This window comes from Streptomyces globisporus (assembly GCF_003501885.1).
Taxonomy (GTDB): domain Bacteria; phylum Actinomycetota; class Actinomycetes; order Streptomycetales; family Streptomycetaceae; genus Streptomyces; species Streptomyces globisporus_D.
The window spans coordinates 1-12,796 of the sequence record NZ_QWFA01000033.1 but is presented as its reverse complement, the minus strand read 5'-3'; the positions used below and the strand labels follow the sequence as shown (position 1 = coordinate 12,796).

Sequence of the window (12,796 nt, the reverse complement as noted above, 5' to 3'; positions counted from 1 at the left end):
CGTACGACACTGGGGGCGTGATCCGTACCGAAGCCCTGGACCGCCTGCCCGTCCGCACCGCCGTGCCCGCCCTCCGGCGCGCGCTCGACGATCGGGGCGTCGCCGTCCTGTGCGCCCCGCCCGGCACCGGCAAGACGACGCTCGTTCCGCTGGTGCTGGCCGGGCTGACCGGGGACGGGCCGGTGCGCCGGGTCCTGGTCGCCGAGCCGCGCAGGATCGCCGCACGGGCGGCGGCGCGGCGGATGGCCTGGCTGCTGGGCGAGCGGCCGGGCGAACGGGTCGGCTTCACGGTGCGCGGCGAGCGTGTGGTGGGACGGGAGACGGTGGTGGAGGTCGTGACCACCGGGGTGCTGCTCCAGCGGCTCCAGCGCGACCAGGAGCTGCCCGGGGTCGACGTCGTGATCATCGACGAGTGCCATGAGCGGCACCTGGACGCGGACACGGTCGCGGCCTTCCTCCTGGACGTACGGGAGGCGATCCGGCCCGATCTGCGGCTGGTGGCGGCGTCCGCGACGACGGACGCGGAGGGCTGGGCGCGGCTGCTGGGGGACGCCACGGTCGTCGAGGCCGAGGGCGTCTCGTACCCGGTGGAGGTTCTCTGGGCGCCGCCCGTACGGCCGGTGAAGCCGCCGCACGGGATGAGGGTCGATCCGGCGCTGCTGACGCATGTGGCGGCGACCGTGCGGCGGGCGCTGGCGGAGCGGGAGGGGGACGTGCTCTGCTTCCTGCCCGGCGTCGGGGAGATCGGCCGCGTGGCCGGGCAGCTCGCCGGGGTGGACGCGGAGGTGCTCCAGGTCCACGGGCGGGCTCCGGCCGCCGTGCAGGACGCGGTGCTGGCCGGGTCGTCCGGCGTACGCCGGGTGGTACTGGCGACCTCGGTGGCGGAGTCGTCGCTGACGGTGCCGGGCGTCCGGGTCGTCGTGGATTCGGGCCTCGCGCGCGAACCCCGGACCGACCATGCCCGGGGGCTGAGCGCGCTGACGACCGTACGGGCCTCCCAGGCGGCCGGGCGGCAGCGCGCCGGGCGGGCGGGGCGGGAGGCTCCGGGGGCGGTGTACCGGTGCTGGGACCAGGCCGAGGACGGGCGGCTCGCGCGCTTCCCGGCCCCGGAGATCAAGGTGGCCGACCTCGCGGCGTTCGCGCTCCAGGCGGCGTGCTGGGGTGATCCGGACGCCTCATCGCTCGCCCTGCTGGACCCGCCGCCGGCCGGGGCGATGGGCGCGGCCCGGGAGGTGCTGGGCGCGATCGGCGCGGTGGACGACGGCGGCCGGGTGACCGGGCGCGGCGCACGGATGTCCCGGCTCGGGCTGCACCCCCGGCTGGCGCGGGCCCTGCTGGACGGGGCGGCGGAGGTCGGGGCGCGGCGGGCTGCGGAGGTCGTGGCGCTGCTGAGCGAGGAGCCGCCCAGGGAGTACGGGGACGATCTCGCGGCAGCGCTGCGGACCGCCCGCCGGGGCCGGGACGGGTACGCGGCGCGCTGGAAGCAGGAGGTGCGGCGGCTGTCGGGCCAGGTGGACGGCGCGGGCTCCGGCTCCGGGAAATCGGCGAGCTCCGGGGCCGCGCCGGGCACCAGCACCGGCACGGGCTCCGGAACCGGGTCCGGCCACCGCTCCGGCTCCGGCACGGGTCGCTCCGATGACGCCGTCGTCGGGCTCGTCGCCGCTCTGGCGTTCCCCGAGCGGGTGGCGCGAGCCCGGGGCGACGGGGCGTTCCTGATGGCGTCGGGCACGGGCGCGGAGCTGCGGGAGGGGTCGCCGCTGCGCCGCTCGCCCTGGCTGGCCGTGGCGGTCGCGGACCGGCCCTCCCACGCGGCGTCCGCGCGGGTGCGGCTGGCGGCGGTGCTCGACGAGGACACCGCGCTGACGGCCGCCGGGCATCTGCGGGTGCGGGGCGAGGAGGTCCGCTGGGTGGACGGCGAGGTGGCCGCCCGGTCCGTGGACCGGCTGGGGGCGGTGGAGCTGGCGGTACGGCCGCTGAAGCAGCCCGATCCGGAGCTGGTGCGCGGGGCCCTGGTGGACGGGCTGCGGCGCGAGGGGCTCGGGCTGCTGCGCTGGAACCGGGACACCGAGCAGCTGCGGTCGCGCCTGGCGTTCCTGCACGGGGTGCTGGGGGCGCCGTGGCCGGACGTGTCGGACGGGGCGCTGCTGGCGGACCCGGACGCGTGGCTGGAGCCCGAGCTGTCGCGGGCCCGGCGGCGCTCCGATCTGGGCAGGATCGACGCGGGCCAGGCGCTGCGGCGGCTGCTGCCCTGGGCGACCGGCGAGGCGGCCCGGCTGGACGAGCTGGCGCCGGAGCGGATCGAGGTGCCGAGCGGGTCCCGGATCCGGGTCGAGTACGGCGGGGACCAGCCCGTACTGGCGGTCAAGCTCCAGGAGTTGTTCGGCCTGGCCGAGACGCCCCGGGTGGCCGGGGTGCCGGTCCTGGTGCACCTGCTCTCCCCCGCCGGGCGTCCTGCGGCCGTCACCGCGGACCTGGCGTCGTTCTGGCGGGAGGGCTACAAGGCGGTGCGGGCGGAGCTGCGCGGCCGCTACCCGAAGCATCCGTGGCCGGAGGACCCCGCGACCGTACCGGCGACGCGGTACACCACGGCGAGGCTCAAGCGTTCGTAGGGCTCTCCGGCCGCCGCGAGCGCGCCTCCAGCCACAGGGCGAGCGCGGCCAGTCCGATGCCGAGTCCCAGGAAGCCCCAGGGCAGGTACGAGGTGAGGAGGAGGACCAGGACGCGCTGGGACTTCACCAGGTCGACGGTGTCGACGATGTAGTCCTCGCGCATCTTCACATGGCCGGAGAAGGCGGTCACGGTGTCCTCGGACATGCCCATCTTCTTGGCGTCGCGCAGCTCTTCGCGGTGGATCTCCTCGCCGTTGACGGGGGCGCCGGTGACCGGGTCGACCCAGAACATGCGCTTGGTGGTGTACCAGCGGGTCATGCCGGTCTGCGCGATCTGCTCGGCGGTGATGCCCTCGATGGGCATCTTCTTCGGCATGGGGACCTTGGTCCACGGGATGGTCTGCTCGAAGTAGTAGACCTCCAGGCCGCGGAAGGTGCGGGTGCCCCGGTAGTGGATGGGGGCGGTGGTGCGGGTCTGGGCGTCGAAGTACTCGTAGTCCCGTTTCTCGGTGAGGAAGGGCCACTTGAACTCGATGCCCTCGCGGCGGACCGGGTCGCCGTCGACCATCTCGCCGGTGGCGTTGACGGGGGCCTGGGTGTGGGCGTCGAAGATGTAGCGCTCGGGGATCGCGGAGACCATCTTGCCGTCGGGGCCCTGGATGTAGGAGAGCGCGTCCCAGACGACGACGTCGCGCCCGGCGCTGCGTTCGATCTTCTCGGACTCCTCCACGTTGCCCTTGAGGGTCTGGACGATGGTGACCTTGTCGACCTTCTTCGCCTTGAGTGTGGAGTAGTCGAGGAGGACGGCGGGCTTCGCTTCCAGGACGACTTCCTGGTACTGGCTGGGCGGGATCTTGGCCAGGCGCGGGAAGGCGTACCAGCGCAGCAGCGGCGACAGGGCGGCGAAGAACACGGCGAAGGCCAGGAGTAGGAGACCGGCTCGGCGGCGCATGGTGGTGACCTCTTCCCTCTGCGGCGGCTATCTCTTCGGTCCCGGGACGGTGGTCAGCAGGGGTTTCGGCGAGGTCTCCCCGGCCGGGGAGCCGATGGCGGAGACGGTGAACACGAGCGCGAGGGCGGCGGCCAGTCCGATGGTGGCGGCGACGAGGGCACGCATGCTCGGCCTCCCGGGGCGGTGGTCCGGCGACGGCGACCTGATGGGCCGTCAGGGCTGGGGAACCGTAGCAACCGGGGCGCGAGATGAGAACAGAGCGGACAGCCCCTCGGCGGGGTGGCCGAGGGGCTGTGCGGTGATGGTGCGGTGGGGCGGCGGGGTCAGGGCTTGGTGGCCGCGGGGGTCTCAGTCGGCTCCGGGGCGTTCGTCTCGCCCGGCGCCGGCTCCTCCGGGGTCGTCTCCTCCGGGGCCTTGACGGTGAGTTCGATGACGACCGAGGCGCCGCCCTCGGTGGTGAGGCGCAGCAGATACGTGCCCTCGTCGTCGTCGGCGAAGATCTCCGGGAGCCGCAGCTGCCCGTCGGCGTCCGTCGTCAGCGTGGTGAGGGTGCGGACCGGCTTGCCGTCCGCGTCCTTGAAGTACGGGCCCTTGTCGTTGTCGATGACGCCCAGGCGGTCCTTGACCATGGTGGCGGTGACGGCCACTCCGGCCGCGGCGGCGTCCTTGTAGGTGGCCTTGACCGTGACGGCGTCCGCGAACTTCTCGCCGGGGGCGGCGACGAGCGCCTTCTCGTCGGTCCGGGCGATCGCGTCGGCCTGGCGGGCGGTGACGGTCGCCGCGTACGTCAGGGTGCGCGGCCGGCCGGTGCCCGCGACGGCGGTCACGGTGAACTCCCCGGCCTTCTCGCCGGCCTGGAGCTTCGGTGCGGTGGCGGTGCCGTCGGCCCCGGTCCGTACCGACACGGTCTTCTTGCCGCCGGCGAAGAGCGTCCCGGTGTCGCCGGTGACGGTGAAGGTGACGGGCACCTTGGCGAGCGGGGCGCCGACCGCGTTGCGCGCCAGCACCGAGACCCGCTCGTCGAACTCCTGGCCCGCCGTGGCGCGCAGCGGGCCGGTGCCCGCGTTCTCCAGGGAGCCGAAGGTCTCGGCCGGCGGCGTCGGCTTGGGGGTCGGCGGCTTCGGCGTCGGGCTGGTGGAGCCTCCGCCACCGGGCTTCGAGGGGCCCGGGCTCGGCTTGCCGCCGGGCTTGGACGGGGAGGGCTTCGGGCTCGGCGTCGCGCTCGGGCCGGAACCGGTGCCCGGACGCGGACTCGGGGTGGGGGTGCTCGGGATGCTGGGGAGCGTGCCGGTGCCGTCGGGGATCTCGTGCGTACCGCGCTGGTAGTAGGAGAACCAGGAGCGGACCGTGCGCAGGTACTCCGTCGACCGGTTGTAGCTCAGCACGGCCTTGTCGAGGTCGGCGGCGATGGCCAGGTCGCGGTCGTTGGCGCAGAGGTAGCGGCCGGCGGCGAGGGCCGCGTCGTAGATGTTGTTGGGGTCCTTGCGGCCGTCGCCGTTGGCGTCCTGGCCCCAGGAGGCCCAGGTCGAGGGGATGAACTGCATCGGGCCGACCGCGCGGTCGTGGACCGCGTCGCTGTCGTACGCCCCGCCGTCGGTGTCCTTGATCAGCGCGAAGCCCTGCCCGTTGAGGGCCGGGCCGAGGATGCGGGGGCTGGCGGTGCCGTTGGCGTCGACGCGGCCGCCGCGGGCCTGGCCGGACTCGACCTTGCCGATGGCCGCGAGGAGTTGCCAGGGAAGCCGGCAGGAGGGGTCGGTGGTCGCGACGGTCCGCTCGGCCTGCTTGTACGCGGCCAGGATCGACGCCGGAATGCCCGCTTCGGCACTGCCGGCCGCCGGAAGATTGCTGGACGAACCGGGCTTGTCGGGCGTAACCAGGGGCGGAAGGTCCGTGTAGTAGGGCGAGTTGCCGGTGGCGGCGCCGTCGGTCTCGCCGCTCGCGGTGTCCTCGCCCGCCGCCTTCGGGTCGCCGCTGCCCGTGGATCCGTCGGCCAGGGTCGCCGCGGGCGCCTGCGAGGCCGCAAGCGCCGCCACTGCGGCCGCCGCCACGGCGGTGGTCGTGGCTCCCTTGCGCAGACGTCGGCGAATGTGCGCTGCCATACGTTCCGGTCCCTCCCCCTCGAAGGCTGCTCGCGCTCCCCAGCGCAACGACTCCAGCGACCCTACGGCACCTTGTGTCGCCCAGGCACCGAGGACTGACCGCTTCTTACTGTTTTTTCACGTTCGCGGGCGCACGTTGTCCGGTGGGCCACGAAAGGGTGCCCCGGCGGTCCCGCATACTTGCCGCCATGCCGTTCACGCTCAGTCATGCCGCCGCTGTGCTCCCGGCGATCCGCCGGAACGGAACCGCCCGGTGGCCGCTGTTCCCCTCGGCCCTCGTCGCCGGTTCGTTCGCGCCCGACATCACGTACTTCGCGGACACGGTGGTCCCCGGGGCGATGGAGTTCGGTTCATTCACGCACACCCTCCCCGGGATCGTCTCGGTGAACGTGGCCATCGCCGCGGTCCTGGTCGCGGTGTGGGCGCTGCTGCGGGAGCCGCTGGTGGCGCTGTTGCCGCTACGGGTACGGGGCCGCGTCCACGCGTTCGTCCGGGGGCAGCGGTGGACTCGGGCCTCCTTCGGTCCGTCCGCCTGGCTGTGGTTCGCCGCCTCGGCTGCGCTGGGCGCGGCCACGCATGTGGTGTGGGACGCGTTCACCCACCACAGCCGGTGGGGCACGGAGCTGCTGCCGTTCCTGAACCGGAGCGTCGGCGGCTTCCCGGTGTTCCAGTTCGTGCAGTACGGGAGTTCGGCGCTGGCCCTCGTGGTCATCGGCTGGTTCGTCGCCACCGGGCTGCGCCGGACCCCGGCCGTCCCCGCGCCCGTGGAGGTGCCGGTGCTCGGCCGCCGGGAGCGGTGGGGTGCGCTCGGTCTGCTGGCCGTGTGCGTGCTGGCCGGTGTCGTCCACCGGTGCGCCCGCTGGTACGCCTACTTCGGCCGGGTGGAGAGCCCGCTCGACATCGTCCCGACGGCGTGCTTCGGCGCGGGCGCGGGGCTGGCGGCCGGGCTGCTGCTGTACGGGGGGTGGATGCTGGTGCGGAGGAGGACGCGGGGACCCGGCCGCCCCGTGTCCGTACCGGAGGAGCCACGGACGGGGGCGCCGGCCGGGCGGGGGTAGCGGCGGACGGTTCGCGAGACGAGGGGCGGGCCCGGAACCGTGGTTCCGGGCCCGCCCCTTGTGTCCGTGGCTCAGTGTGCGGCGGACTCCCAGTCCTTGCCGACGCCGACCGAGACGTCGAGCGGGGCACGCAGTTCGACCGCGTTCGCCATCTCGTGGCGCAGGATCTCCTCCACCTGCTTCCGCTCGCCCTTCGCGATCTCCAGGACGATTTCGTCGTGGACCTGGAGCAGCATCCGCGAGGTCAGCCCGGCTTCGGTCAGCGCCTTGTCCACGCGCAGCATCGCGACCTTCACGATGTCCGCCGCGGTGCCCTGGATCGGGGCGTTGAGCGCCATGCGCTCGGCGGCCTCGCGGCGCTGGCGGTTGTCGCTGTTGAGGTCGGGGAGATAGCGGCGGCGGCCGAGGATCGTCTCGGTGTAGCCGGTGGCCCTGGCCTCCTCGACGACCCGGTGGAGATAGTCCCGCACCCCGCCGAACCGCTCGAAGTAGGTGTCCATCAGCACCCGGGCCTCGGCGGGGTCGATGCCCAGCTGCTGGGAGAGGCCGAACGCGGAGAGACCGTAGGCGAGGCCGTAGGACATGGCCTTGATCTTGCGGCGCATCTCCGCGTCGACCGCGTCCTTCTCGACGCCGAAGACCTGCGAGGCGACCGTGGTGTGCAGGTCCTCGCCGGAGGTGAACGCCTCGATGAGACCGGCGTCCTCGGAGAGGTGCGCCATGACCCGCAGCTCGATCTGGCTGTAGTCCGCCGTCATCAGCGTCTCGAAGCCCTCACCGACGACGAAGCCCCGACGGATCGCGCGGCCCTCGTCGGTGCGGACGGGGATGTTCTGCAGGTTCGGGTCGGTGGAGGAGAGCCGGCCCGTAGCCGCGACCGTCTGGTTGAACGTGGTGTGGATCCGGCCGTCGGCGGCGATCGTCTTGATCAGGCCCTCGACGGTGACCCGCAGCTTGGCCTGCTCGCGGTGGCGCAGCATCAGGACCGGCAGTTCGTGCTCGGTCTGCGCGGCCAGCCACGCCAGCGCGTCCGCGTCCGTCGTGTATCCCGTCTTGGTCTTCTTCGTCTTCGGCAGACCCAGCTCGTTGAAAAGGATCTCCTGGAGCTGCTTGGGCGATCCGAGGTTGAACTCGCGGCCGACCGCCGCGTGCGCCTCCTTCACCGCCTGCTGCACGGTCCCGGCGAACTGCTGCTCCATGCCTTCGAGATGGGCCCGGTCCGCGGCGATGCCGTGGCGCTCCAGGCGGGCCAGGAGGATGGAGGTCGGCAGCTCCATGTCGTGCAGCAGCTCCGCCGCGCCGACCTCCTTGAGGCGGGTGGTGAACGCGTCGCCCAGGTCGAGGACGGCGCGGGCCTGGGCCATCAGGGCGTCCTGCTCGGCCCGGTCGTCCGCGCCGAAGGCCAGCTGTCCGTCGGAGGCGGCGGCCGGGGCCAGCTCGCGGCCCAGATACTCCACGGCCAGCGCGTCCAGGGCGAAGGACCGGCGGCCCGGCTTCACCAGATACGCGGCGAGCGCGGTGTCCATGGTGACGCCTTCGAGCTGCCAGCCCATCTCCGGGAAGACCCGCATGACGTTCTTCGCGTTGTGCAGGACCTTGGGGCGCGCCGGGTCCGCGACCCAGGCGGCGAACGCCCGCCCGTCGGCCTCGTCCAGCTGCGTCGGGTCCAGCCAGGCGGCGGCCCCGTCGGCGGCGGCGAGCGCGATCTCGGTGACCGTGCCGGCCCCGAGCGACCAGGTGTCGACGGTCATGACGCCGAGCGGCTGCGCGCCGTGCGCCTCCAGCCAGGGGGCGACCTCGCCGGAGCCGAGCACGGCCCCGTCCAGCTCGATCCCGGCGGCGGGCGCGGGCGGCTCTGCCTCGGCCGCGCCGGGGTCGACGGCGAGGAGGCGCTCGCGCAGGCTCGGGTTGCGGATCTCCAGTATGTCAAGGATGCCGGTGACCGCCGTACGGTCGTAGGGGGCCCGCTCCAGGTCGGTCGCGGACTTCGGCAGCTCCACGTCCCGGACCATCTCGGTCAGCACCCGGTTCATCTTCACCGCGTCCAGGTGGTCCCGGAGGTTCTGCCCGGCCTTGCCCTTGACCTCCTCCGCCCGCTCCATCAGCTCGTCGAACGAACCGAACTGGTTGATCCACTTCGCGGCCGTCTTCTCGCCGACACCGGGAATGCTCGGAAGGTTGTCCGACGGGTCGCCGCGCAGGGCGGCGAAGTCCGGATACTGCTGCGGTGTGAGCCCGTACTTCTCGACGATCTTCTCCGGGGTGAACCGGGTCAGCTCGGAGACCCCCTTGGTGGGGTACAGCACGGTCACGTTGTCCGTGATCAGCTGGAAGGAATCCCGGTCGCCGGTGACGATCAGCACCTCGAACCCGGCGGCCTCGGCCTGGGTCGCCAGCGTCGCGATGACGTCGTCGGCCTCGAACCCGTCCACCGCGAACCGGTCCGCGTGCATCGCGTCCAGCAGCTCGCCGATCAGCTCGACCTGCCCCTTGAACTCGTCGGGGGTCTTGGAGCGGTTCGCCTTGTACTCCGGGAACTCCTTCGCCCGCCAGGTCTTGCGGGACACGTCGAACGCGACCGCGAAGTGCGTCGGCGCCTCGTCACGCAGGGTGTTCGCCAGCATCGACATGAAGCCGTACACGGCGTTCGTCGGCTGCCCCACCGCCGTCGTGAAATTCTCCGCGGGCAGGGCGAAGAACGCCCGGTACGCCAGGGAGTGCCCGTCCATGAGGAGCAGGCGCGGTCGGTTGTCTGCCGTCTTCTTCGATGCCGTCTCAGCCACGCCCCCGATCCTGCCACGGACCACTGACAATCCGGACCGGCACGACTTCCGCGGGGCCGTGACAGGATCGATGGTGAGGACATGAACATGAGTACGCCGCCACGTGGAAGAGCGCTCGAAGGGGAGCAGCATCATGGCCACCAAGCCGCCGACCGGTGACCCGGTCCAGGACGCCCCGCAGGTCGAAGCGGCCCCGCACGCCGCCGCCGGGCTGCCCGCCGTCGCCCACTCCCTGCGCATCGCGAGGCAGCAGATGGGCGTGCGCCGCACGGCGCAGACCCTCCTCAAGGTCAACCAGAAGAACGGCTTCGACTGCCCCGGCTGCGCCTGGCCCGAGGGCGACAAGCGGCACACCGCCGAATTCTGCGAGAACGGCGCCAAGGCGGTGGCCGAGGAGGCGACCCTGCGCCGCGTCACCCCCGGCTTCTTCGCCGCGCACCCCGTCGCCGACCTCGCGGAGCGCAGCGGCTACTGGCTGGGCCAGCAGGGCCGGATCACCCAGCCGGTGTACCTCCCCGAGGGCGCCGACCGGTACGAAGCGATCACCTGGGACCGGGCGTTCGCGATCATCGCCGAGGAGCTGACCGCGCTCGGCTCCCCCGACGAGGCCCTCTTCTACACCTCCGGCCGGACCAGCAACGAGGCCGCGTTCCTCCTCCAGCTCTTCGCCCGCGAGTTCGGCACCAACAATCTGCCCGACTGCTCCAACATGTGCCACGAGTCGTCCGGCTCGGCGCTCACCGAGACCATCGGCATCGGCAAGGGCAGTGTCTCCCTGGAGGACCTCCACCAGGCCGACCTGATCATCGTCGCCGGGCAGAACCCCGGCACCAACCACCCCCGGATGCTGTCCGCCCTGGAGAGGGCCAAGCAGTCCGGAGCGAAGATCATCTCGGTCAATCCGCTGCCCGAGGCCGGGATGGAGCGGTTCAAGAACCCCCAGACCCCGCACGGCATGCTCAAGGGGACCGCGCTCAACGACCTCTTCCTGCAGATCCGCATCGGCGGCGACCAGGCCCTCTTCCGCCTCCTCAACAAGCTGATCCTCGCCACCGAGGGCGCTGTCGACACCGCGTTCGTCGCCGAACACACCCACGGTTACGAGCAGTTCGCCAAGGCCGCCGAAGCGGCCGACTGGGACGAGACGCTGAAGGCCACCGGCCTCACCCGCGCGGAGATCGAGCAGGCGCTTGCCCTGGTCCTCGCATCGGAGCGCACCATCGTCTGCTGGGCCATGGGCCTCACGCAGCACAAGCACTCCGTGCCGACCATCCGCGAGGTGGTCAACTTCCTTCTGCTGCGCGGCAACATCGGCCGCCCGGGCGCCGGGGTCTGCCCCGTGCGCGGCCACTCCAACGTCCAGGGCGACCGCACCATGGGCATCTTCGAACGGCCCGCGCCGGCCTTCCTCGACGCCCTCGACAAGGAGTTCGGCATCACCTCGCCCCGCCACCACGGCATGGACGTGGTGCGCTCCATCCAGGCGCTCCGCGACGGCGAGGCGAAGGTCTTCTTCGCGATGGGCGGCAACTTCGTCGCGGCCACCCCCGACACCGCCGTCACCGAGGCCGCGATGCGCCGCGCCCGCCTCACCGTCCACGTCTCGACCAAGCTCAACCGGTCGCACGCCGTCACCGGGACCCGCGCCCTGATCCTCCCGACGCTGGGCCGCACCGACAAGGACGTCCAGGCGGGCGGCAAGCAGTTCGTCACCGTCGAGGACTCCATGGGCATGGTCCACGCCTCCCGCGGCAACCTCACCCCCGCGAGTGCCCACCTGCTCTCCGAGCCCGCCATCGTCGCCCGCCTCGCCCGCGCGGTCCTCGGCGCCGGCTCCCGTACCCCGTGGGAGGAGTTCGAGCGGGACTACGCCACCATCCGCGACCGCATCTCCCGCGTCGTCGCCGGCTTCGAGGACTTCAACACCCGCATCGCCGCCCACCCCGGCGGCTTCGCCCTCCCTCACGGCCCCCGCGACGAGCGCCGCTTCCCCACCGCCACGGGGCGCGCCAACTTCACCGCCGCCCCCGTCGAGTACCCCGAACTCCCCGACGGCCGACTGCTGTTGCAGACCCTGCGCTCCCACGACCAGTACAACACCACCATCTACGGCCTGAACGACCGCTACCGGGGCATCAAGGGCGGCCGCCGTATCGTCATGGTCAACCCCGAGGACGCCGCCGCCCTCGGCCTCGCCGACGGCGCGTACACCGACCTCGTCGGCGAGTGGAAGGACGGCGTGGAACGCCGCGCGGAGGGGTTCCGCATCGTCCACTACCCCACCGCCCGGGGCTGCGCCGCCGCCTACTACCCGGAGACCAACGTCCTGGTCCCCCTCGACTCCACGGCCGACACCAGCAACACCCCGGCCAGCAAGTCGGTCGTCGTCCGCTTCGAGGAGTCCCGGAGCACCCCCGGCGGCGACTGAAAGCCGCCACTGGCTAAGCGCACGCTCAGCCGTCTGATAAGAACAGTGCAGGCAGCAACGAACCAGCGCAGCAGACGAACGGAGCAGGATCCATGGGCGAGCACACCGCACCCCTCTTCCCGCAGGAAGTCATCGACGAGTACGCGGCACTCGGCATCGACCTGCCCGCCCTCTTCTCCGCCGGCCACCTCGGCGAGCGCATGGGCGTGACCATCGTCGAGGCCGCCGCCGACCGCGTCGTCGGCACCATGCCCGTCGAGGGCAACACCCAGCCCTACGGCCTCCTGCACGGCGGCGCCTCCGCCGTCCTCGCCGAGACCCTCGGCTCCATCGGCTCCATGCTCCACGGCGGCGCGAACAAGATCGCCGTCGGCGTCGACCTCAACTGCACCCACCACCGGGGCGTCCGCAACGGCCTCGTCACCGGCGTCGCCACCCCCGTACACCGGGGCCGCTCCACCGCCACGTACGAGATCGTCATCACCGACGAACAGGACAAGCGGGTCTGCACCGCACGCCTCACCTGCCTGCTCCGCGACGTCCCCCGGCCCGAAGCGGGCTGACCCCGCCACCGACCCCCGTCACAGCATGCGAACGGCCCGCCGGCCTCCACCGGCGGGTCGTTTCGCCGTCCACGACCGCACCGCATTCCGGACCGGCCATCCGCATATCCGGTGCGGTTACCGGAAGTTGATGGAAACGCACGGTCAACACCCTTGACGGCCGCACCCGTTCCATGACCTGCTTCAACGGCGACATCGGCCCGTCGGCGCAGCACACATATCCCACACATGTAACACTGCGTAACGTTTGCGCAATACACGAAAAACCCGGCACCCCACCTCCGCGCCCCCGGCCCGCCTCCCC

The 12,796-nt window shown here is 72.5% G+C and carries 8 protein-coding genes; 4 read left to right on the top strand and 4 right to left on the bottom strand.

All coding sequences use genetic code 11. The features are described from left to right. The first annotated feature begins 17 nt into the window (after window positions 1–17). Window positions 18–2,609: an ATP-dependent helicase HrpB gene (gene hrpB, locus D3105_RS08125; protein WP_118901605.1), complete on the top strand. Its 2,592-nt coding sequence runs from the start codon at window positions 18–20 to the stop codon at window positions 2,607–2,609. Here hrpB and D3105_RS08120 read toward each other — a convergent pair. From D3105_RS08120 to D3105_RS08110, 3 genes are all read right to left on the bottom strand, one after another. Continuing rightward, the gene (locus tag D3105_RS08120) at window positions 2,596–3,561 is read right to left on the bottom strand and encodes a DUF3068 domain-containing protein (protein WP_118901522.1); all 966 of its coding nucleotides are present in this window, start codon (window positions 3,559–3,561) and stop codon (window positions 2,596–2,598) included. The two genes, hrpB and D3105_RS08120, sit on opposite strands and share 14 nt — an antisense overlap. A gap of 27 nt (window positions 3,562–3,588) precedes the next feature. Continuing rightward, window positions 3,589–3,726, bottom strand: a complete 138-nt coding sequence (locus tag D3105_RS08115) for an SPW_0924 family protein (RefSeq protein ID WP_118901520.1) — start codon at window positions 3,724–3,726, stop codon at window positions 3,589–3,591. 158 nt (window positions 3,727–3,884) lie between these two features. Beyond that, entirely contained in the window at window positions 3,885–5,660 is a 1,776-nt protein-coding gene (locus D3105_RS08110; protein WP_118901517.1) for a lytic murein transglycosylase, read from the bottom strand. Between the two features lie 188 nt (window positions 5,661–5,848). On the opposite strand from D3105_RS08110, the gene D3105_RS08105 reads away from it, so the two are divergent. After that, window positions 5,849–6,718: a DUF4184 family protein gene (locus D3105_RS08105; RefSeq protein WP_118901514.1), complete on the top strand. Its 870-nt coding sequence runs from the start codon at window positions 5,849–5,851 to the stop codon at window positions 6,716–6,718. A 71-nt stretch (window positions 6,719–6,789) separates the two neighbouring features. On the opposite strand, the gene polA is transcribed toward D3105_RS08105, so the two are convergent. Continuing rightward, window positions 6,790–9,501, bottom strand: a complete 2,712-nt coding sequence (gene polA, locus D3105_RS08100) for a DNA polymerase I (RefSeq protein ID WP_118901511.1) — start codon at window positions 9,499–9,501, stop codon at window positions 6,790–6,792. 133 nt (window positions 9,502–9,634) lie between these two features. On the opposite strand from polA, the gene D3105_RS08095 reads away from it, so the two are divergent. Continuing rightward, entirely contained in the window at window positions 9,635–11,929 is a 2,295-nt protein-coding gene (locus D3105_RS08095; RefSeq protein WP_118901593.1) for an FdhF/YdeP family oxidoreductase, read from the top strand. 92 nt (window positions 11,930–12,021) lie between these two features. Further along, on the top strand, window positions 12,022–12,492 hold the full coding sequence (locus tag D3105_RS08090) for a PaaI family thioesterase (RefSeq protein WP_118901508.1): 471 nt from the start codon (window positions 12,022–12,024) through the stop codon (window positions 12,490–12,492). Window positions 12,493–12,796 lie beyond the last annotated feature (304 nt).